General features: G+C 39.4%; 17 protein-coding genes. 6 read left to right on the top strand and 11 right to left on the bottom strand.

Annotated features, from left to right (window positions below):
* Nucleotides 1–5 precede the first annotated feature (5 nt).
* From BLQ18_RS15045 to BLQ18_RS15005, 8 genes are all read right to left on the bottom strand, one after another.
* A complete protein-coding gene (locus tag BLQ18_RS15045) occupies nucleotides 6–1,232 on the bottom strand; it encodes an ABC transporter permease (protein ID WP_090298495.1) in 1,227 nt (408 codons plus the stop codon).
* Nucleotides 1,229–1,975 carry an ABC transporter ATP-binding protein gene (locus BLQ18_RS15040; protein ID WP_090298492.1) on the bottom strand — a complete coding sequence of 249 codons (747 nt, stop codon included), beginning with the start codon at nucleotides 1,973–1,975 and terminating at the stop codon, nucleotides 1,229–1,231. Before BLQ18_RS15040 ends, BLQ18_RS15045 begins: the two co-directional genes overlap by 4 nt.
* Nucleotides 1,976–1,981: 6 nt before the next feature.
* A complete protein-coding gene (locus BLQ18_RS15035; RefSeq protein WP_090298490.1) occupies nucleotides 1,982–3,214 on the bottom strand; it encodes an efflux RND transporter periplasmic adaptor subunit in 1,233 nt (410 codons plus the stop codon).
* A gap of 4 nt (nucleotides 3,215–3,218) precedes the next feature.
* Nucleotides 3,219–4,550 (bottom strand): TolC family protein, encoded by a 1,332-nt coding sequence (locus BLQ18_RS15030; protein WP_090298487.1) that lies wholly within the window; start codon nucleotides 4,548–4,550, stop codon nucleotides 3,219–3,221.
* A gap of 139 nt (nucleotides 4,551–4,689) precedes the next feature.
* Nucleotides 4,690–5,430 carry a LytR/AlgR family response regulator transcription factor gene (locus tag BLQ18_RS15020; RefSeq protein ID WP_090298480.1) on the bottom strand — a complete coding sequence of 247 codons (741 nt, stop codon included), beginning with the start codon at nucleotides 5,428–5,430 and terminating at the stop codon, nucleotides 4,690–4,692.
* Nucleotides 5,431–5,446: 16 nt separating this feature from the next.
* Nucleotides 5,447–6,469, bottom strand: a complete 1,023-nt coding sequence (locus BLQ18_RS15015) for a sensor histidine kinase (protein ID WP_090298477.1) — start codon at nucleotides 6,467–6,469, stop codon at nucleotides 5,447–5,449.
* 9 nt (nucleotides 6,470–6,478) lie between these two features.
* The gene (locus BLQ18_RS15010; RefSeq protein WP_090298474.1) at nucleotides 6,479–6,817 is read right to left on the bottom strand and encodes a DUF4907 domain-containing protein; all 339 of its coding nucleotides are present in this window, start codon (nucleotides 6,815–6,817) and stop codon (nucleotides 6,479–6,481) included.
* A gap of 82 nt (nucleotides 6,818–6,899) precedes the next feature.
* Nucleotides 6,900–7,895 (bottom strand): Kelch repeat-containing protein, encoded by a 996-nt coding sequence (locus BLQ18_RS15005; RefSeq protein ID WP_090298609.1) that lies wholly within the window; start codon nucleotides 7,893–7,895, stop codon nucleotides 6,900–6,902.
* Nucleotides 7,896–8,119: 224 nt separating this feature from the next.
* Here BLQ18_RS15005 and BLQ18_RS15000 point away from each other — a divergent pair, with 224 nt between their 5' ends.
* The 6 genes from BLQ18_RS15000 (at nucleotide 8,120) to BLQ18_RS14975 (ending at nucleotide 15,233) form a co-directional block, all read left to right on the top strand.
* Nucleotides 8,120–9,448, top strand: coding sequence for a DUF4270 family protein (locus tag BLQ18_RS15000; protein ID WP_090298471.1), 1,329 nt, complete (start codon nucleotides 8,120–8,122; stop codon nucleotides 9,446–9,448).
* Entirely contained in the window at nucleotides 9,429–10,685 is a 1,257-nt protein-coding gene (locus tag BLQ18_RS14995; RefSeq protein WP_245668152.1) for a BamG family beta-barrel-assembly machinery protein, read from the top strand. Before BLQ18_RS15000 ends, BLQ18_RS14995 begins: the two co-directional genes overlap by 20 nt.
* 427 nt (nucleotides 10,686–11,112) lie before the next feature.
* Nucleotides 11,113–11,784 (top strand): hypothetical protein, encoded by a 672-nt coding sequence (locus BLQ18_RS14990; protein WP_139150409.1) that lies wholly within the window; start codon nucleotides 11,113–11,115, stop codon nucleotides 11,782–11,784.
* Between the two features lie 141 nt (nucleotides 11,785–11,925).
* Complete coding sequence (locus tag BLQ18_RS14985) at nucleotides 11,926–12,570, top strand: outer membrane beta-barrel protein (protein WP_090298461.1); 645 nt, start codon at nucleotides 11,926–11,928, stop codon at nucleotides 12,568–12,570.
* 4 nt (nucleotides 12,571–12,574) lie between these two features.
* Nucleotides 12,575–13,651, top strand: coding sequence for a BamA/TamA family outer membrane protein (locus BLQ18_RS14980; protein WP_090298458.1), 1,077 nt, complete (start codon nucleotides 12,575–12,577; stop codon nucleotides 13,649–13,651).
* 82 nt (nucleotides 13,652–13,733) lie between these two features.
* Complete coding sequence (locus BLQ18_RS14975; RefSeq protein ID WP_090298455.1) at nucleotides 13,734–15,233, top strand: FG-GAP repeat domain-containing protein; 1,500 nt, start codon at nucleotides 13,734–13,736, stop codon at nucleotides 15,231–15,233.
* An 18-nt stretch (nucleotides 15,234–15,251) separates the two neighbouring features.
* Here the strand turns inward: BLQ18_RS14975 and BLQ18_RS14970 are convergent, their stop codons facing one another.
* The 3 genes from BLQ18_RS14970 to BLQ18_RS14960 form a co-directional block, all read right to left on the bottom strand.
* The gene (locus tag BLQ18_RS14970) at nucleotides 15,252–18,578 is read right to left on the bottom strand and encodes a VCBS repeat-containing protein (protein ID WP_245668151.1); all 3,327 of its coding nucleotides are present in this window, start codon (nucleotides 18,576–18,578) and stop codon (nucleotides 15,252–15,254) included.
* Between the two features lie 254 nt (nucleotides 18,579–18,832).
* Nucleotides 18,833–20,527, bottom strand: coding sequence for a RagB/SusD family nutrient uptake outer membrane protein (locus BLQ18_RS14965; RefSeq protein WP_090298449.1), 1,695 nt, complete (start codon nucleotides 20,525–20,527; stop codon nucleotides 18,833–18,835).
* A 3-nt stretch (nucleotides 20,528–20,530) separates the two neighbouring features.
* Nucleotides 20,531–23,731 (bottom strand): SusC/RagA family TonB-linked outer membrane protein, encoded by a 3,201-nt coding sequence (locus BLQ18_RS14960; protein ID WP_090298446.1) that lies wholly within the window; start codon nucleotides 23,729–23,731, stop codon nucleotides 20,531–20,533.
* Nucleotides 23,732–23,832: the final 101 nt, after the last annotated feature.

Genomic DNA, 23,832 nt, shown 5'->3' with positions numbered 1-23,832 from the left:
TTTGCTTATTCGTAACGTAATGCGGTTATGGGGTCCAATGCTGATGCCTTACGGGCAGGGTACCATCCAAAGAAAATACCTGTGACCGCACATACCAAGAAGGAAACAATCACGGAATATGAAGTAATGATCGTTGGCCAACCCAATACCCCTTTGATGAACAAAGTGGCGGTAAAGCCAAGGATCACACCTATCAATCCTCCTGTTACACTGATCAAAATCGCTTCTATTAAAAATTGCAATAAAATATCGGCTCCCTTGGCCCCTACTGACATTCTTAGACCAATTTCACGGGTACGTTCCTTTACCGATACATACATAATATTCATAATCCCGATACCACCGATCAATAATGAAATACTGGCGATAGCCACCAATAAAACGGTCAACATTTCACTGGTAGAGCTAAATGTAGAAATCAATTCATCCATAGAAAACACATTGAAATCATCATCCTCGTTACCGCTTATATCGTGTTGTTTGCGCAATATAGTGGATATTTCGTCAACCGCACCTTGGGCATCTTCCTCACTTATGGCAGAGGCCACAATGGTTTGAATGTAGTCAATGGCCAAAATACGTTTTTGAACCGTGGTGTAGGGTGCCAAAATCACATCATCTTGATCTTGGCCAAAATTACTCTCGCCTTTTTCAGAAAGCACCCCAATAATTTTGAATGGAATGCTGTTGAATCGTATCATTTTTCCAATTGGATCTTCTCCATTGGTAAACAGATTTTCCGCAACAGTTTGCCCAATTACTGCCACCTTGGCTGCAGAACGCACCTCAGCGTTGGTGAACATACTCCCATCCTGCAAATCCCAAATTTTGATATCCAAATATTCAGGGTTCACCCCATAAATGGAAGTTGGCCAGTTGTTGGCCCCATTAATGGATTGGCCACTACCGCTCACTTGAGGGGTTACGTAGGCCAAAAGAGACGCTTCCTCCTTTAAAGCTTCGTAATCTTTTAATTTCAAAGATTGCATTTCACTGGGGTTCATTCGTACCCCGCCACGCATATCGGCACCTGGTCTAATATTGATCATATTTGATCCCATACTCGAAATTTCGTCCCGAATGCTCTGTTTGGAACCCTCACCGATAGCTAGCATGGCAATTACCGAGGCCACACCGATGATGATACCCAACATGGTGAGCAATGTTCGCATTTTGTTCAGCACAATAGCCTTTAATGCGATTTTGATAAGATTTAATATCCTTGTTTTCATTCGTGGTCTTCTTTAGGTAATGCTGCCAATTCTCTTGCAGCATCGTTAATGTCGGTATTGATTTCATCCTTGATGATATGTCCATCTTTCAAAATCACCGTCCTGCCACTGAATTCGGCAATATCGGGTTCGTGGGTCACAAAGGCGATGGTTTTCCCTTTTCTGTTCAGTTCCTGGAACAGCGACATAATTTCATAGGAGGTTCGGGTATCCAAGTTTCCCGTTGCCTCATCAGCTAATATGATGACTGGATCGTTCACTAAGGAACGCGCAATGGCCACCCTTTGCTGTTGTCCACCCGAAAGCTGGGCAGGGGTATGATTTAGTCTTTCACCCAAACCCACCATTTCCAAAGCCGCAACGGCTCTACGATGTCTTTCTTCGGAAGAAATTTTATTGTTATAGATCAAGGGTAATTCAACATTTTCTATGGCCGTGGTTCTAGGCAATAAGTTATATGATTGAAATATGAATCCTATTTTTTCATTGCGGATAGTGGCCAGTTCATTTCTATTAAGGCTATCTACCGAGACACCATCAATATGATATGATCCTGAGGTAGGACTGTCCAAACATCCCAAAATATTGAGCATGGTACTTTTTCCTGAACCACTGGACCCCATAATGGTCACAAATTCTCCTTCGTAAATATCCAAGGACACTCCTTTAAGGGCATGCACAATCTCATCCCCCATTCGGAATTCCCGTTTTAGGTCGTCTATTTTAATGATTGTTTTTGCCATGATATTCTAATTCTCCTTTTTCTTGTCGTTGTTACGTCCTGGTGGTTTTGGCATAAACGGACTTCCTGTACTTGCCTCCTCAGCTACTTCTGCATTGCTGATTTCTTTTAAGCTGTACACCAATTCATCGCCTTCGGACAGACCTTCCACAACTTGCACATTAACGCCGTCACTGGCACCTAATTTAATTTCTTTAGGCTGAATGCCCGATGAAGTCTTGCTCCACACAACGGTTATATTTTCACTTGGTGGTTTTGGTCTATCAGATGGTGGACTCATGGCAATATCTTGCTGCTCATAATATTTCATCAACAGATCCATATTGGGTTGAAAATTGACCGCCTTGGCCTCAATGGTCAACACATCTTTCAATTCCAAGGTATAAATGGAAATGGTTGCCGTAAGTCCTGGTTTTAATTTCAATTCTGGGTTTTCCGCCTCAATAACCACGGTATAGGTTACTACGTTCGATTCCACAGTTGGGTCCAAACGTACTTGGGTCACCGTTCCTGCAAATGTTTCACCTTGATAAGCATCTACTGTAAATCCAACGCGCTGACCTTCAATCACGCCACCTATATCAGCTTCATCCACATCGGCTTCAACCTGCATTTTTTTCAAATCTTTGGCGATGGTGAACAATGTTGGTGTCTCAAAACTTGCAGCAACGGTCTGTCCTTCATCAATTTCGCGGGAAAGCACTACTCCATCAATGGGGGAATAAATATCTGCGTATCCCAAATTGGTCTTGGCTTCGGTCAAGTTGGAACTGGACTGTACTACCGTGCTTTTGGATTTGTTTAAATTGTACAAGGCTTCATCATAATCAGCGGTACTGATCACTTTATTTTCAAAAAGTACTTTCTGACGGTCGTAAATCTTTTGGTAATAATCCTTTTCGTTTACGGCATTGTTGTAGGTTGCCTGCGCTTGAAGTAGGGCTGCCTTTAAATTGGTCTTATCCAATTCGGCCAAAAGTTGTCCTTTTTTCACTTCGCTGTTAAAGTCCACATAGATTTTTTCTACCTCACCAGAAACTTGGGTACCCACTTCCACTTCATTCAATGGTTCAACGGTTCCCGTAGCGGTGACCATGGTAGTTACTTCTCCTTTTTGGGCCTTAAGGGTTTCAGCTTTTACTTCGGACTGTGCTTTGCCCGACAATATGCTATACCCTATCACTGCTACCAAAATAACTCCAGCGATTATGGCTATGAATTTAAATTTTTTGTTTTTCATCTTGTTAAAGTTTTAATTCGTTTCCTTGGTAAAAATCGAGAAGTTCGTTGTACAGTATGCCCAAGTATTTTGCTTGTAAATAATTCAATTGTGCGTTGGTGAAGGTATTTTGGCTAATAACCAAATCCGTGGTGCTCAATGCATTGAGTTCATATTTTCGTTGTGCCAATTTGTATGATTCTTCGGCGGCATCACTGGCTGCTTTGGATGCTTCAATTTGTTCTTGTGCCGATTGGGCATTTTGCCAGGCGGTCTCTATTTTTTGATAGAGTTCTTTTTTAGCCGACTGCAATTGTAGTTTGGATTGTTCAATTCCGATTTTGGCTGTCGCCACCTGAGCCTTGTTCTGGTATCTTGAAAAAATGGGAACGGTAAGGGACATCCCCACTCGTTGATTAAAGTTGACATCCAACTGATCGGTAAACCCAAGATCATTGGTGCTTGTGTACCCTGAACCCACACTACCTGTTAAGGATAAAGTGGGAAGAAATCCTCCTTTGGCGATATCCAAATCTTTTTCATTGATGGTAGTATTCAACTCGGATGCTTTTATTTCGGGCATTTTACCAATGGCATTTTGGTACACCAACATTTTATTGGGAACCGATTGTCCCTCCAATAATGGATTTTCCAAGGGTTCTATCTCCAAATCGACCATTGGATCCAACTCCAACAATTGCTTGAGCACAATAATTTGTTGGGCGTAGCTATTTCTTGCGGTTATTAAATTGGTTTTGTTGGTGGCGGCCTGTGAAAGTGCATCGGTATAATCGATCATGGCGATGGTTCCTGCATCCAAACGGGCTTTGGCCCTTTCCACTTCTTGCTCGGATGCGGCCAAGTTGTTCTGGGCTACTTCAATACTTTCTTTGTTGTACAGAATTTGCAGGTAGGCCTCCAAAATACTGAGCGTAATATTGTTTTTGGCCTCTTCCACGTATAGCTCGTTTTGCTCCACCATCAAACGGTTTTGTTTTACGGCGTTGTTCAATTGGTTTCCGTTGTAAAGGGTTACCGAAGTGTTCAACCCTAAATTGGTGGATTTTATTTGTTGGGAAACAAAATCACTGGTAATGGGATCGATCGAGGAACCCCAAGAAAAATTTTGAGATGCACTACTGCTTAAATTTGGGAGTTTTGCGTATTTGGATTGGGTTAGGTTCACCTCTGCCCCATCTTTATCCAAAGCCACTTGTTTTACATCTATACTGTTCTCCAAGGCATAGGAAATACAATCTTGCAACGACCAAACTTGTTTGGTAGCCAAAGAATCCGTTTCCTGTGCATTAATTTGAAAGCCCAGTAAGAGAATAGCTGCTATTGCCTGAATCTTCATTGTTTTACATTTTGAAACAAAATTCCAATAAAGATGTAGGCGATTCGGGAGCGATAGACGTTTACCGAAATCTAATCTACGAAACAGGGATTCCTGTCGATTTGATTTTTCGAGAAATCAGAACAGAAAGAAAAATTGATTACAAACCAAGCATTGGGAAGAAACTGGCCCTATAACTTTCGCCAATAGGAATGCGAACATCATTGATCACAATTCTGTTTCGCTGTACAGTTTTTATACAGGCAACATTCACAGCAAACGATTTGTGTACGCGCAAGAATTGGTTGGGTGGAAGCTTACTCAAAATTTCTTTAAAGCTCATTAAGGTCAGAATAGCCTTGTTCGTGCCTGCAATGTGAATTTTTAGATAATCCTTTAATCCTTGGATGTACTCGATATCGTCCAAGTTGATTTTTACGCTTTCGTATTCCGCCTTAACAAAAATGTATCCAGGAGATTGTGCCGATGTATCTCCGTAAGAAGGGAACACATTACTTTCCTGTATGTTGGTAGAAGGATTTTTTCGGTAACCCAAAATCTCCTTGGCGCGGGAAATGGATTTTATAAAACGATTATAGGGAATGGGTTTCACCAAATAATCAATGGCATTTAGATTAAAACCTTCCACTGCGTATTGCGAATAGGCCGTTGTGAAGATAAAAAGTGGCGTATTGTCCAATGAATTTATGAAATCGATCCCGTTGATCTGTGGCATTTCGATGTCACAGAAAATAAGATCGATGTTTTTTTCCTTAATCACTGCAATGGCCTCCAAGGGGTTAGTAAAAGTGCCCTCCAAGGATATAAAATCCATTTTTTGGCAATAATCTACCAATACATCAATGGCCAATGGCTCGTCGTCAATAATAATGCACTTCATGGTTCACTTGGTTTTGTTAAAGGTTGAGTGTAAGGTCAACCGAATATGTTTCGCCGTTATCTGTAATGTTCAGTTCGTGGGAATTAGGATAGAGCAATCGCAATCGGTTTTTTATGTTTTCCAATCCAACTCCAGAATTTTTACTGTGCGTACGCTGAACGCCAATCTTGTTTTCCACCTTAAAACGAAGGTTCAAAGGTTCAATCAAAAGATTGATGTTCACATAGGTTTTACCCGTATAATCTGTTCCGTATTTAAATGCATTTTCTATAAATGAAATGAAAAGTAAGGGAGGAACTTCCTTACTTTGCTCATTTCCAGATATTTTTAACTTAACATTGGCAGAATCCGACAATCTGAGCCTTTGTAATTGCACATAATTGTGAATGTACTCCATTTCTTTGCCCAAGGGCACTTTATCCTTATCGGCTTCATAAAGCATGTAACGCATCAATTCTGAAAGTGAAATAATAGTTTCAGATGTTTGGGAAGAATTTTTTACGGACAGGGAATAAATCGCATTCAAAGAGTTGAACAAAAAATGGGGGTTCAACTGCGTTTTTAAGAACTGGAGTTCTGCACTTACTTTTTCTTTTTCAACAACTTGTCTAAGGTCTTCATTTTTTCGCCACTCCACATACATTCTCAATAACCCACTGATAAAGATGGGGGCACTTAAATTGAGCATGGAAAATAGTTCCCTTACGAATCGTCCCAAATTGTGGTTTTCGTCTCTAGGTCTGAACAATCGTTCTTCGGGTTGAAAAGGGAATGCGATATTTATAACAATTCCCGAAACCAATATAATGGCCAAACAAGTCGCGATATAAACAACGGTACTTTTACCCAATAACAATTTGGGCACCAAGACAAAGTAATTGAAATAAAAAAGGACTATGATCCATGCCAAACGAATGGGAAGATCTGGCGGAATTCGTCGAAACTCAAAAAAGAAAGGGTACAAAAAGAAGCCATAAAACAGCGCCCAAATAAAAAAATGGATGAAAAAGATGCGTATATGCCTTCGATCTAGGGTCATGGTTGCGATTTAAGGCACCAAAATTACAATATCCATATCCATGAGTTCCTGCATAGTCACTTTAGGGCTGGTCTTTTTTTCAATTTTAGAAATAACCAAGTCGGCAACTTGCTCCGCATCTTCGGGTGTGGCAAAAGTTTGCATACCATTTACGGCTGGAATAAATTCTTGTTGCACCAACAATTCATCCCCATAAAAAATTTGATAGCCATATCCTTGATCTACAGCTATTACCACCTTTTCCAATCTTGATTCTTCTGTTTTTTGGGGTGATGAAAATTGTTTTACCCCAAAAAACACTAGACCAATTATACAAACCAATACGATTATTTTAATGGACTTTTTCATACTTCTTTTTTAACTGGAATTGGGACCAAAGGTTTAATCCTCCAGCCCCAATTAACACAAACTAAAACTGACTAGTTAAAAATTAATCTTCATCATCATATTCATCAAAAGGAAAGAACTCATCTATATCATCCAGATAAAGTGTTCCTGTGCGACCCAAACCTATAAAGGCCCTTGAAGAATTTGAAAAAGCTATTGCGTCTTGTCTGGTAGAACCTTCGAAGCCTGTACGTTCTTCCCAAGTATCGGAAGATGGATCGTATTCCCAAACGGAGTTGGTGGCGCCATTTCTTTCACCGCAAGCAATGTATCCGTAGCCGTTCAATTCAAAACCAACAGCATTGCTTCGCTCCACTTCGTAATCGTCCTCTTCATCAATATCGGTCAGTTTGCTCCAACTTTCGGTAGAAGGATCAAATGCCCAAAAATCTTCTATATAAACTCCATTGGAAACCCCAGTTCCCATATAAACCGTTCCATTGATCGCAAAAGTGGTGGCCGCTCTTCTTTTACTGCCTCCAAAACCTTCCAACTCGACCCAAATATCCGTTGATGGATTGTATTTCCAGAAGTCCTTTTTATCATTTTCCCCATCATATCCAGTGCCAAAATAACCGTAACCATTGATTCCAAAGGCCAAGGCACTTCTACGAACAGTCCCATCAGGTAAAGAAGCTATTTGCGTCCAAGTGTTGGTAGAAGGATCGTATCCATAAAAATCACCCAACTCATCTACTCCATCATAACCTGAACCTATGTAGCCAGTACCATCAACCTGAAAACCTACTGCAGCGTTTCTGGCCGCTCCTGGGAAATCCGCCTTTTGAGACCAATAATCCCCTTCGATATCATACGACCAAAAAGAATTTAAGTAATCATCACCATCATAACCCACACCCATGTAACCAATATTATCAATCACAAATCCTGAGATACCACTTCTTGGAGTGCCATCAAATTCAGATCGATCTACCCAGTTTCCAATATCTTCATCCTCATCATTGGAACAACTGGATAATAAAAGCACTGAAAGTGCAAAAACAAATGTTGGTTTAAAGTATAGTACTGCTTTTCTCATGCCTATCATTAATAATTTTCGACAAAGTTAGATTGGAAGTCAAAGGAGCAGTAAGGGAATATATGAAGTCCCAGATTTAACATATGAACTCCCCTATTTAATCTACGAACAAGCATCGATGCTTCGTCGTTAAAAATCCTGAATTGGTCTTAAAAGAAACTGGATTGGTCTATTGCCATTTTAGGGACCTGCGAGTGCTTATACATTTGCTTCAAATTAAAAATATGAGACCAATTTTTGGGCTTTTATGCCTTCTTGCTGTAGTGCTTTCCTGTACTACCGAAAACTATAATTCTTCAGATTTTATTGCTGGTGAATCATTTACCGACAGCAATCTAAGGGTTGTTTTGATAGACACCCTGACCATAAACACCTCAACCATGAAATTTGATAGCATCATCTCCAGTGAAGCCAGTAGAATTTTGGTAGGCAAATACACGGATCCCGTTTTTGGAACAGTGCAAACCTCCAGTTATTTTGGAATGCTACCCAATGAATACACCATTGATGACGAAGCTGTGTACGATAGTATCGCCTTAATTTTGGTTCCTGATAACTACTATTATAATGACACCCTCCAAACCAATACCATTCATGTAAAAAGGCTCAATAAAATCTTAGATACTGGAGAGGACGATTATTTTTACAATACGAGTGAAGCCTCTTATGATGACGAAGACCTTGGGGTTTTAAGTTATGTGCCAAGACCTTTTACTGCAGATACCTTGGAGATAAAATTGTCTGACGAACTAGGAAAAACCTTCTTTACCAATTTTCAGGAAAAATTAATTACTACCTCCGATCAATTTAAGGACTACTTCAAGGGCGTAGCTCTTTTGCCTGGGGATACAGATAATGGTTCGATCATCGGTTTTTCAAAAGGAACGGACAATTGCCTAATTCGAGTGTACTATAGCACCGAAGAAGAATTGGAAAGAGTTGATGATTACCTCGAGATTGCCTTAGATCAGACAACAAGTCCAATCCCCTTTTACAATCAAATTAAAGCGGAAGACCCCTCTGAAAATTTACAGGAGCTGGACGACCAAGAGTTTAATTTAAGTAGCACAGAAACAGACAATCTAAGTTTTATTCAATCGGGAACGGGAATCGCATCTAGAATACAATTTCCGCACCTTAAAACCTTGTACGACCTTAATGGACAAGGCACCATTTTGGACGCGGTTCTCAAAATCCGTCCAGCACTTAACTCCTTTGATGACAATCTTATTTTACGCGATACCCTTGCCGTTTTTGTTGTTGATCAAAACAACGACCTCACCTCACAATTATTGATTCAAGATGTAAGCCCAGTTTTAGGTGTTTTAAATCGCGATAACGAAGAGTTCAACGATATCTATTATGAGTTTTCCATTGGTGGATATTTAGATCAACTACTAACCACCGAATTGGAAACAGAAGACGCACTGATTTTACTCCCAGATAATTACATATCCACCGTAGACCGATTTATCCTTAATGGAATGGATGATTCGGAGTACAGTGCCATCCTAGAACTAACCTATGCTATTTATGATGATGAAGATGAATAAAATTATATTACTTGCTGCTTTTACGCTTTTCTTTCAATTTTCGATGAAGGCACAATCGGAAGGCCTCACCAGTTCCCCCTACTCCTTGTATGGACTTGGAATTATTAATCAAACAAGTATAGGCAGATCCAATGCCATGGGGTATACAGGTATTGGTCTAAAAACCGAAACGGAAATCAACAACCTGAACCCTTCCAACTTTGCATTGATACCACAAAATTCCTTTTTTTATGATATTGGAGTGGTCGGTGAATTTAATAGCTATAGCAACACGGGAAACAACGAGTCCAAAACGACGCTCAATTTTTCCAACTTGGCGTTTGCCTTTCGAATTACCAATCGTTTGGGTGCTGGGGTAAGTATGGTTCCTTATTCTGATGTTGGGTATACGCTTTTAGGATTGGTGAGCAATATTGAAGGTTCCAATGAGACTTTTGAAAGTAATGTTACTGGTCTAGGAGGATTAAATGATCTAAGTTTTAATATCGGGTATGGTCTTTCAGACGCCTTTAGGGTTGGAGTCAAAGCCTCCCTACTTTTTGGGAAAATTGAAGAAAATGAAACCTTTAGTATCAGCGACAGTTATTTTGCTCTCAATGAAATCACCAATTATAGCGGGTTTCGATTTGGGTTAGGTATGCAATATGACATCACTGATAAAATAACCGTTGGTAGCACCGTTCAATTGCCCGTATCCCTATCTGGAAGTTTAACACGCTCCGTAAACAAAACTTTGGACGGAGAAGAAATCAATGTTGAGGATGAGGAAACCGACGATGTTTCAGGGTTTAAACTGCCCTTGGAAGTCGGGTTTGGGATGAGTACCCGAATTTTAGAATCCTTTACCCTATCTGCAGACTACAAAAAGAATTTCTGGGACAATACCAATCAATCTGAAAATATTGGAACGTATGCCGACCAAGATATTTATGCATTTGGATTGGAATACCTAAAAAACCCGAGAGGTTTTAAATACTGGGAACGTATGCGATTTAGGGCTGGATTTAACTACGATAATGGCTATTTGGCCCTGAACGATACCAAAATAGATGGATACACCCTTACTGCCGGTATAGGACTTCCTATGGGCAGAGCCTCAAATTCCATTCTGAACCTCTCATATGCCTATGGATCAAAAGGTCAAGTACAGAACATTTTGGTCAAAGAAAATTTCCATACCCTAACCCTAAATTTCAGCTTGGAGGACCTATGGTTTAAAGAACGAAGAATCAACTAGTTCTTTCTGCTTGTTATCCAATCATTACTTCATTAATAACCAACCAATTACCATTTAAATTCATTTTGGGGCAAAATTATAATTGTCCCAAAATGATTATCCCCTCTTTTTTCATTAACTTGTTGTAAGAATAATGGGTATTTATAGAATGCCCATTTAACTTTTTGATCTTTACCTATTTCAGCTATGCTGAATTTCTTCCCCCGTTAAGATCAAAGAATAAATCCATTATTGGTTCAATTCAAATTGGGAGGCGCCTAAATGGCCGAAATCGCCAAAATTTTAACCTTCTAGATTGTGCAAACCTATTGAATAGTGGATATAGATACCGACCAAAAGATTTACAGCTTTGAACTGATGGGGCCGATTGTAAATGTTTTTGAGTTACGGTGAAGGATTTCGAAATAAACAATTTAAGATAAGTATCATGAAACGATTAAAATCCTCATTGTTGACCTTGAAAAAATATTTGCCCTTCTTGCTTGCCATGTCCCTTTTTGGATTATATGGCTGCGGCAGTGGTTATTTGACCAAGTCCAAAAACTACAGCAATGTAAAAAGAGAATACAAAAACATTGTGGTTATCGGAAAATCGAATAGTGAAATTTCCAGAAGATCGTTTGAAGACCGACTGGTCGCCCAACTTTATGAACGAGGTGTAGATGCCACAGCCTCATACAACATTCCTTATTTTGATGCCAAACCTTTACAAAGTGCGGAAGACATTAATGGGCTTAAAGAGCGTTTGGTGGGCGATGGATATGATGGCGTAGTAGTAACGCATATGGTCGACTCCCAACAATTTGTGACTCAAACACCATCGAGTGCAATATATTATCCTGGTCCGAGGTATCGTAGGTTCGGTGCGTATTACTCTTATTATCCATCGTACAATTGGAATTCCACTTATGTAGAAACTGGGATAAAATATTTCTTTGAAAGTGCACTATATAGTTTAGACAACTCGGATGCAGATAATTTACAATGGGTGGGGCAATTTAGAATCGTTGACCCTGTTGACATTGACAAGACTATTGAAAAATATAGTATTGAACTTGCAGGATTGTTGGTTAATAATAGTGTAATGGGAATTGAATAATAGTTTCGATGTACTTAAGTACTATTTATCATTGTCCTATCCTATTACCCAACACTTATGTTCCTTTAGTCCTCAAAAGCTAATCCAAATACAAATAGGAAGATCTAATTTGCAGCTATCTGAATTTTCAACTTTAATAAAATGAATATTAAACAACCTCTTTTCCTAGTATTTGCATTGTTCATGGCAATAGGATCAATTCAAACTTATGCCCAAAGCATAGAAGTATCTGCAAGTTATGGTTACCAATTTGGCACAAAACTAAACTACGGAAGAAATTATCTAAAAATCAAAGATAGCGACCAGTACCACATTACGGCTGGCTATGATATGGGATATGTTGGTGCCGAAATATCCTATACACGAATGGGTAGTGAATTAAGAATGCGAGATATCAATTACACAAATGGTGAGGAACGCTTATCTGATATAGCTGTTGATATTATACAAGTAACTGGTTTGAAATATTTTGGCAACGATAATATTAAACCATTTTTAGGCGGTGGTTTGGGCTTGGCCATATTAAGTCCTTCCAATGAAAACCAAGACCTTACCAGTCGTGATTTAAGCTCATCGACGAAATTCGCATTTTCCGCTAAGGGTGGGGTTAAAATGTTATTGGCCCCACGGTTTGGTATTGTTTTACAAGGTCATTTGTTTTTTCCTGTGGAATGGGGAGGTTTATATGTGGGTGTTGGACCAGGAGGGCCTAGTACTGGCGTAAATGTTGGTACAACTACCATTATCGGAGCCTTATCAGGAGGTTTCTTTCTTAAACTAAACTAGATTTATGAATAATCATTTTGCAAAGTTTCGGTTGACCACTATTTGCTTCTTTGGTTTAAGCATTTTGCTTTGTCAGCAGATTTTGGGCCAAAAAGAAACTTCAAATGAAGACAAAAAAATAACCGCAAAAGTATTTCCCTACATCAATTATAGTCGAACCTTGGAACTTCAAATGGGTGTAGTTGGGAGTATGATGTATCGGTTATCAGAGAAGGACACTATATCTCCAAAGTCCATGTCGGGCGTAATGGGAATTTACACCACCAATGATTCCTATTTGGTTGGAACCTTTCATAGATGGTTTTTAAAGGAAAACGATTGGAGACTTACCTTCTACTTAGTGAACGGTACACAAAGAGCACAAATTTATGTTTCTGAAGTGGAACAACCTGGCTTTGCCGATTACGCCTCCAATATCACAGTTATCAACCTGACTGCACTTAAAAGAATCAAAAATAAATGGTACGGTGGTCTTGGTTTTATTTACAACATTACCAACACAGAATTCGAGGATAGCGAAGAAACCAATGAAAACAATTACCTCGGTTTTTTGGTACAATCCTCTTTTGATAAACGCAATCAAATTTATTATCCTACAAAAGGTTCTTTGACCAATATCCAGTGGAATTCCTTTCCTACGGCTTTGGGCAATGATGAAGACCTCAACATCATTTCCTTAAGTTATAACAAGTACATTGGCTTTCCGAACAATAAAAACATATTGGCATTTCGAGGACATGCCGAGTTTGGACTTGGTGCCTTGAATTTTGAACGGCAAGTAGTAATCGGCGGAAAAGATATCCGTGGTTATTCAGATGGGAAATATCGAGGAGATTCGATTTTTGCCCTTCAAGGGGAATATCGACTAAACTTCAACAACAATATGGGCCTTGTTGGTTTTTTGGGAGCTGCTACTATTTTTGGTTCCATAAATGAAGAATTCAATGGAAAACTATATCCTGGTATTGGCGCAGGATATCGCTACACGGTTTTTAAAGAAGATAATTTCAATATTGGACTGGATGGCGCTGTTGGGAAAGACGATTGGGGCATCTATTTTAGGATCGGGGAGTCCTTTTAATTTCATTTGGGAATACATGTAAGTTCTTTTGTATAAATTCACCTTTTTTAAAGCTCAATTGAAAAATTCGCACCCAAACTAAATGAGATTATTCGTTTTTCTGCTATGCTTGGTCGTAGTTTCCTGTGGAAAATCCAAACAAGAACAAGGAGAGCAATTATATGCAATGCATTGTGCACGTTGCCATACCCTACCAAAAACTGAATATCTTACCAAAGAGCTTTGGGCAGCATATATTCTTCCAGAAATGGGAGCTCGAATGGGTATTAGAGACCCCAAATTCAATCCATTTAAGGGTTATTCCTATGAAGAACAATACGAATTGATCGAGCAAGGCATTTATAGTTCAGTCCCAACCATTGCCGAAAATGACTGGGAATTACTAAAAGCCTATATCCTACAAAATGCGCCCGATGTACTTCCACAAATTCCTAAAAGACAGACCCAACCCATTAAAAACTTTGACTTTAATTTGGTAGCATTGGATAGTATTTCTGGGACAACTATTTCATTTTTAGATTTTGATAAAAGCTCCCAAACAATTTTGACTGGTGATTTAAATGGAAGTATCAAGGAATATCAATTCAAAACAGATAAAACCGAACAACTTTTTAACGCTCCCAGTCCTGTGACAGCAACCATTGATACTGAATCTGGGACATATATTACTGCAGTTGGGATTTTGGATCCCTCCCAAGAAAAGGAAGGCGAAATTCTATTAAAACAAGGAGATTCGATAACTACTTTAGCTACAGAGCTGCACCGACCTGTACATACTTTGATTCATGATTTTAATACTGATGGCAAATCAGAAATTGTTGTAAGTGAATTTGGTAACCTTACTGGTTCCCTATCCCTTTTAAAGCAAAATGACCAGGGTGAATATGAGAAAAGCATTTTAATTCAAAATCCAGGTGCCATGAAGTCCATTGTTCGGGATATGAACAATGATGGAAAAGATGATATTGTTTTTTTAAAGGCACAGGGAGATGAATCCATTATGGTATTATATCAAAAGGAAGATCTAACCTTTTCTCGGGATTACCTAGTTCGTTTTAGCCCCATTTATGGCACCAGTTGGTTCGAAATGGTAGATATAGACCACGATGGGGATGAAGACATCATTACCGTTCATGGCGATAATGCGGACAAAACCCAAATATTAAAACCTTACCACGGTATGCGTATTTACCTTAATGATGGGAACAATGAATTTGAGGAATCCTTCTTTTATCCGATGTACGGCGCAACACGCAGCGAAACTGCCGATTTTGACCAAGATGGAGATATGGACATTGCATTGATTTCCACCTTCCCAAATTATGATGACCGTCCTGTTAATTCCTTTATTTATTTGGAAAATACGGGGAGATCTGAATTTGAGTTTATCACTAGAACCTTACCAGAAGAAGCTGACGGGAAATGGTTTCTTATGAAAGCTGCCGATATTGATGCTGACGGCGACCAAGATATTGTTTTGAGTGCTTTCACCTATTTTTTCAGTACAATCCCAAAGGACTTGGCAGAAAAATGGAGCGCATCTTCAGCAGATCTTTTGATCTTGGAAAACACCCTCCATTAACCTTTTATAAATAGAAAACTAGCTCTTGGAGTACACCAAAAGTTTGCCTTTATTTTGGGAAACTACAATATAAGGCTCACCGCCACCTGCACGCTCCACCAAAATCATATCCTTTCCATCTCCCGATACTTTGAAGCCACTTTCTTCTGCATTTTTAAACTCAAACCCTCCATTGTCATCGCTCACCAAAATGCCTCCATTGAAGGCATCATATCTTCCAAAGAAAGCTTCATTACCATAATCGTTACCGATCATTAGTACATCACCATTAGTTCCACCTGCCATTATCATACATTTTATGGGTGCAGATTGGGTTTGCCACGGCAATGCGGCCATGGTGAAATTACCGTTTCCATCGTTTTGAAAATAACTTGTTTGATCATGATTGGCCACTAGTTCCATTACTCCATCAAGTTCTTCTGGCGTAAACAATTCATCCTTAGTGGTTCTGGCAAATTCCTTGAAATAGTCAAACTTTTTCCTAAACATAGGACTTTGAGACATTAAATCACCCCAATAATTAACTGGATAAGATTCGTAAGTTCCTTTTTCAAAATCGCCTTTGATATATGCGAACATTATAGGATCGATTGCACCATTATTATCAAAATCTTTGGCCAACATGGTCACGGGTCTTTCCTGCGAAGGTTGGTAAAAGTTATTGGAGCCCAGATTACCCGCCATCAGGTCAATGTCTCCATCATTATCAAAATCATCCGCCAAAACACATTCCCACCAGCCAGATAGTTGTTGTAATCCAGATGTAGCCATGGATTGGAAAGAATCCTTTTTATTTAGGAAAACAGTTACGGGCATAAATTCCCCAACCAATATGAGGTCTTTTAAATTATCATTGTCCACATCGGCCCATTTGGCATCAGTGATCATCCCCAGGTTCCTAAGCTCTTTATTGTATTTATCGGTGACATCTACCAATGTTCCATTTTCATTTTTCAGCAAATAGGAATCATCTGCCTTTGGATATTGTGCATAAGGAGTACGACCTCCAACAAACAGATCTACATAGCCATCACCATCAAAATCAGTGGCCTCAACTACAGAACCACTTGAATTAATTTCGGGCAATTTATCCGTAGATCGGGTAAACTTTCCGTTGCCCTCATTGATCACCAAATAATCGCGATATAAGGGAGAACCCAAATCAAATTCGTTACTTCCTGAAACCATGTACATATCCAGATCACCATCGTTGTCCAAATCGAAAAGGGCAATACCTGTTTCTTCATGAGACTTACTTTGGTCATCATCAAATAATGCGGTGCTTGTGAAATTACCATCGGCATCTTGCCAGAATATCAAAGGAGAATGTCCAGCCGAACTACCAATAACAAAATCCTCAAATCCGTCACCATTGATATCTCCCTTAGCCAATTTTGGCCCATTTTGGGTCAACTTATGGGGAATTGTTGGTTGCACATAAAAATCAGCTTTGTCCTCTTCCTTATGCAAGAAACTAACCCCTATTTGATCGGATATTTCATGATACATTGGGTCGGTTTTCTTAGGTTTTAGTGGAAATGTCAAAGCATCGTTTGAAGCCAAACTCGCATCTCCATAGCTAACTTTTAGTGTTTGATTGCTTGCAACATTTTGTAAAACCTGTGATTTTCCATCGGGCCATACCACTTCCAAGGAAGCGATATTTTGTTCATCCCCAATTCCAAAATGGGCCACACTCTGCACCGTTGACAAATATCCACGATTCAATTGGTGCTCATAGTACTGGAAACTACCATCCTGAAACCTTACGGCCACCTTGGTTCCCAATCCTGATTTATTGTTTTCAGGACCTTCCAAATTTAATTGTAGGTAATTTTTATTGGTACGGGCATCTTTTTCTAGGTTGTTTCTAAAAATAAATGCCTCGTCATTAATGTTGCTCACTACATAATCTAAATCACCATCACCATCCAAATCGGCAAAAACGGCACCATTGGAAAATGATGGAATATTTAAGCCCCATTCTTTTCCTACATCCTTAAATTGTCCGTTGCCCTCATTTTTATACGCGTAGTTTGGAATCTTTACAACTGGGATGGAATCCAATATCTGTGCAGTACTCAAATATCTCTGGACATTGAAGTTAAATTCACCAAAATCAAGGTCTGTAATATCACGGGGGAATCCGTTGGTGATCAATAAATCTTTTTGACCATCATTATCTGCATCCACAAACAATGGAGACCAGCTCCAATCTGTTTTGGACACACCTGCCATCAATCCAATTTCACTGTACGGCACTCCAGGGCCTTGGCCCATTTGAAGCATGTTTCGCATATATTGATATTCAAAGCCATACCTGTCGTTCATCTGGTAATCGTTATAATTGGTGGCTTTTATGGTCGTTTTTATTCTATGGTTGGTTTCACCGAGCATATCGAGGGTCACAATATCCAGATAGCCATCATTATTGAAATCGGCAATATCGTTACCCATGGAGAATTTACTCTGGTGCTTTACATAATCGCCTATTTTATTGGAAAATGTACCGTCACCATTGTTGATGTACAGAATATCGTTGCTCAAATAATCGTTGCTCACATAAATATCGGGCCAACCATCATAATTTAAATCTGAAATAGCGATTCCAAGCCCATAACCCTCTATGGTAATGCCCGCTTCCATGGTAACATCGGTAAAGGTATTGTCCCCATTATTTTTATATAGGCGGTCGTTACTCAAAGCTGATCCGTCAGTAATTTTTTCCCTATAATTGGATGGAAGCACATGAATATCAACGTTGTTAAGCACGTACAAATCCATTAATCCATCTTTATTATAGTCCAAAAAGGCGGCATTCATGCTATTATAATTTCCAGCAATACCATATTCTTGGGCCATTTCTTTAAATATCGGAACACCATTGGCATCGACTCCTTGATTTACGAAAAGGATATTTGCCTTTTCTTCATCGGATTCGTACATGGCCGTACAAACATAAATGTCCAAAAGCCCATCGTTATTGATGTCGATTACGGCTGTTCCTGTTTTCCATTGATCACTAGCGGCCACTCCAGCAGTTTCAGTGACATCTTTAAATTTAAAATCACCTTGATTGAGATATAATTTATTGGTAACCTGATTACCTGTAAAGAACAAATCGGGTTTTTCATCATTATTAAAATCACCCACGGCAACACCACCACCATTAAAAATGTATTCACTGGTTAGAATATTAAAGCTATCGGTCTCTACAATTTTGTTATTAAAAGTAACCCCTGAACTACTGGATGAAATTTGAGAAAATAGAGTGTCCTCCTTTTTTTCGGAACAAGAAATTACCGATGCGAAAACTAGTGCTGTTGCTATATATTTTTTAATCACTGTTGCTGTGGATTTATTGGTTTTGATTGAAAAATAAAAAGTAATAAGAGTTTTTTTGACTACAAAGCACTAAGCTTTTATTAGTCAAAAATTAACCGATTATTTATTAAAAAAATACTGTAAAAAACATGACACACCTAAATAATTTACTGAATAGCAATACAATACAAAATAATTGTAATAAAAATAGGTTGCCAAAAAAGATTGGCAACCTATCCAACTAAATTAAAATTTAACTAACTCAGACTCTATTCTTAATAGCCAGGGTTTTGGGTTAAAACACCACCACTCTGGTCAATTGCGTTAACTGGGATTGGATACAAATCGTGTTTTGCTTGATAAGTACTAAACTTGGAATCATATCCAGAAAGGTATAAATCCTCTCCTTCGTTTTGGATGTAAGTATTAATAGTTTCCATGGCAATACCCCATCTTCTCAAATCGAACAATCTGTGACCTTCCATACCTAACTCCAAACGACGCTCAAAACGAACTGCTTTTCTAGCTTCGGTTTGGTTGGCAAATGATCCATAAGGCTCAATTTCATAATTGGCAGCATCACCTGTACCGTCTACAGTTTGTACGTAAGTCATATTTTTAGCTCTGTTACGAACTTGATTTACATAATTTAAAGCTGTACCCAAATCGTTGGTTTCAACTGCTGCTTCTGCGGCCATCAACAATACATCTGCATAACGCAAAATGTTGTAGTTGATACCTGACCAGTCGGAGCCCCATCCACCAGTACCACGGTTGGCGTCCACCTCATCTGCTTGATACACGTTCTTTTTAGGAAGGTAAGGTCCAGAAATATCTTGGAACGTTGCTCTAATCCATTCTTTACCAGGATTCAAACCAAAACCGTTGTAATCGATTCCTCTACGAGAAACTGTATAATCCAATCTTGGATCCAATGGTCCAGCATGTGGTGTAAATGGATCTGCACTGTTGATACCATAATCACTAGCTACATCAGTATCAGCGTAGGTATCCAATAATGGCAATCCTCCACTAGTTTGGTAAGCGTTCACCAAATCTTGTGTTGGCTGATAGAACCCACAACAAGTACCTAATGGTCCTCCACCAGGATAGTTCAACGTACCAGCACCATTACCGTTGAAAGAACGACCTGTATCTGCTGAAAACTGAATAGCGAACAAAGATTCTGGTCCATTCTCTCCTGCAAAATTGAAGTTATCTACAAATTCTGCATTTAGTGAGTATGGTCCGTTGTTGATTACATCGTTCAATTGAGTCAATGCTGCAGCATATTTCCCTTGATATAACAATGCTTTACCTAAGTAAGCCTTAGCTACCCAAGAATTTGCTCTACCAACAACAACATCTGAACCTAGCATTCCGATAGCCTCTGTTAAATCGGCCTCGATCTGTGCCCAAATTGGACCAGGGTTTGGTTGGTTAAACTCTTGGTTTACCAAGTTCTCAACAGAAAGGAAAGGAACGTTTCCATAAAACTTCTGAAGCTCAAAATTATAGTATGCTCTTAGGAAAAGTGCTTCACCTGCTTGTTGTGTGAAATCACCATCTGGAATTTGGCTGATCAAATCCAAAACAGCATTACAACGGTTTACACCACCGAAAATGGCACTCCATCTTCCTAGAAACCAGTTATTACCAGTTTGCCAGTCCAAAGTTTCTACTTGGAACAATGCAGTGTTATCACCATCGGTACTACCTCTGTGTGCATCATCGGATACCACATCAGACCACCAGTTATCTCCACCTGCGGCAACACCTTCTCCTTGACGGTTGATACGCTCACCATCCATGGCAGAGTAAGCAGCCGTCAATTTAAGATCTACACCCAGTGCATTCTGCAAGGCCTCATCTGAAAGGGCACCTGTTGCTGCCTTTTCCGTAAAGTCTTCACTACAGCCCCATAGCAAGAGACCTGCTAGTATAGTTGAATATATTACTTTCTTTTTCATTTTTTAAAATTTTAGATTAACCCCGAAGGAATAAATTGAAGCTAATGGATAGTTGTTATCGGATACCCCTATAGTAAGGTTGTCAATTGATCCATTGTTGTTAAACCTTGGTTGTAATTCTGGATCAACACCATCATAACCTGTAATTGTGAACAGGTTTGTACCTTGAACGTAGAAACGTACGCTGTCCATACCTATATAACTTGCAACATCATCACTGAAAGTATATCCAATTTGAAGGTTTTTCAATCTCATATAAGATCCGTCTTCCACGAAGAATGAGTTGGCCTGACCTTCGTTATTGGTGATACTCTGGCTCAATGCTGGCAATGAAGCATCTTGGTTATCTGGAGTCCAAGAATCTAAAACTCTTGTACTTCTGTTTGCGTTAAAGAAAGATGGGAAATCTGTGTACACTTTTTCGTTGTTAAAGATTTCGTTTCCTTGAGAACCTTGGAAGAATGCTGACATATCAAATCCTTTGTAGCCCAATGAAATATTAACACCGTAAGTGAAATCAGGGTGAGGAGAACCAATATAAGTTCTATCATCATCGTTGATCACACCATCATTGTTTAAATCTGCATATCTAAATCTACCAACACCATCAGCAGCTGTTGCAAATCCTTGATCGGCAGCACCAGATACTTCAGATTCTGAAGAGAAAATACCTTCTACAACTCTACCGTAGAAAGATGATAGAGGATGTCCTTCTTCTGTTCTTGTAACGGTACCTGTTGTTCTAAAGCCTCCAAATCCAGTTTGGAAAGCACTGATCAAATCAACCACCTCATTTTTGTAGCTGGAAAAATTCACATCAATACCATAGCTAAAGCCAGAATCTGTTTGGTCAGAATAACTTAAAGTAGCATCCACACCTTTGTTTTCAATAGAACCAAGGTTCACATATGGAGGTGTAGCATCGATAGCAGTTGAACTGAACAAGCTACCATCTTGGTTGATCAAATCTTTGGTTTTAATAGTAAAGTATTCAGCAGAAAGGTTCAATCTATTATCGAAGAAACCTAATTCTACACCAAAGTTGGTTGTTTCAGAAGTTTCCCATTTCAAGTTAGGGTTACCTGCTGCAGAAAGTAGTGCTCCTTGAGTTGCTCCACCGCTACCACTGTAAACGTAGTTAGCATATTGCTCACTCAAAGCAGAAATGTTGATAGTTGGGTTGTTCACAGGTAATGTTTGGTTACCCATTTGTCCCCAAGAACCTTTTAGTTTGAATCGACTCACAAAAGAGTCCATTGGCCAAAAGTCTTCATTACTCACTACCCAACCTGCACTAACAGACGGGAAGATATCGCTTTTGTTATCTCCAGAGAATCTTGAAGACTCATCACGACGCACTGTAGCAGTCAATAAGTAACGACCATCATAATCGTAGTTTACTGTACCGAACAAAGAGAACAAAGAAGATGCGTTATCATAAGAATAAGCTACGTTAGGAGCTCCACCACCGTTGCTCAACAAATAGTAATCAGGAGTTTCGAAGAAATAATCTGTTCTGGAAATTTCTTTTCCTTTTCCGTGCACATCCAACGCTTCGATACCAACCAAAGCGTTAATGCTGTGGTCTCCGAAAGATTTGTTGTAGCTCAATGTATTGGTCCAAACCCACTCATAAGTATCCTGATCGGCTTCAGTAAGTGTGTTTGTTGAAATTGGCTCAGAAGATTCTGGAATCAAAGCTCTAAAACGTCTGTCGTTGTAAGCTCTGATGGAACCACCCAAAGATGTTTTGAACTGCAATCCATCAAGAATATCAAGGGTTGCATAAACGTCACCAAATACTCTGAAAGTTTTAGCAAAGTTGTCTTTTTGACGATATGCTTCTGCCACAGGGTTGTTAGGGTTGGAAAGACCAGTATCGTTACTGTAGTTTCCACCAAAGTTTCCATCTGTATCATACACAGGCACCAATGGAGACATTCTTAAAGCAAAGTTGTTCCAAGATCCTCCACCACTTCTTCTGTCGAAGGAAATATTGGTGTGTTGTCCGATACGGATTCTATCCCCTACTTTAAACTCAGAGTTCAAACGAACAGAACCTCTCTTAAATCCTGTGTGAATCTGAATACCTTGACGGTTCAAATAACTTGCAGAAAATAAGAATTTAGATTTTTCATTACCGTTTTCCATGGTTAGGGAAACGTTTTGCGTTACTGCAGATCTGTAAATTTCATCCAACCAGTTTGTACCACCATTAGGAACGATCATGGTAACGGGTACACCTTGAATTGTTTCAGGAATTACAGGAGAAGCTCCAGTACCGTATTGTGGGTGCTGAGGAGTTCCACCATCATTCAAGATACTTTGCCAGATCATTTCACCATGTTGTTGTGTATTCAACATGTCTGGTAATTTGGCTGGTGTAGAGAAACCAGTGTACATATCCAAAGATACTTTTGCATTATCCAAGTTGTATCCACCACTCTTTGTGGTTACGATAACAACACCATTGGATGCACGAGCACCATAAATCGCTGCTGCACCATCCTTAAGTACGTTCATCTGTTGGATGTCCGCTGGGTTAATGGAGTTTAGGATACCTGGGTCATCAGTTTGTACCCCATCGATAATGTACAATGGATCGTTACTGTTACCTGTACCATACCCTCTAATACGTACAACAGGAGTAGCACCTGGAGAACCGTTGTTGGTAATGGTAACACCTGAAACCCTACCTTGCAATGCTTCCGCAGCATTTACAACTGGAGTTTTTGTGGCCTCAGCAACATCAACAGAGGCAACGGAACCTGTAAGTTCCCCTCTAGTCTGAGTACCATAACCTGTTACAACCACCTCATCTAAAGCAGCTGCATCTTCTTCCATGGTCACATCTACAGTAGCATTTCCGTTTACAGGAATTTCTACTGTCTTAAACCCTACATAAGAGAAGATTAAGGTTGCATCGGAAGCAGCAGTAATGGAATAATTTCCATCAAAATCCGCTTGCGTACCGTTTGTGGTACCCTTCACAATAACATTGGTACCTGGCAGGGGCGCGCCCATTGCATCTACAACTGTACCTGTAATAGTGATTTGAAAAGGTACAGGAGTCTCATCCGAGTCCGGGGTCGCCGCCAATGCAGACCCTCCGACCAACATCATTGTCATCGACAAAATGAATGCTTGAAACGTTTTGAACGAATCAGCCCATCTCGCCAAAATCTGAATTTTGTTTTGATTCATAGATAGTTTATTTAGTTTGTTATTTTGGATTGACCGAGACCGTGCATATTGTCTCAATCGGGAACAATAATAGGTAAAATTTTACAATTAGCAATATTTTA

The organism is Flagellimonas zhangzhouensis (assembly GCF_900102925.1).
Lineage (GTDB): Bacteria > Bacteroidota > Bacteroidia > Flavobacteriales > Flavobacteriaceae > Flagellimonas > Flagellimonas zhangzhouensis.
The sequence above is the reverse complement of the archived record's forward strand: the minus strand, read 5'-3'. Positions and strand labels throughout refer to the sequence as shown.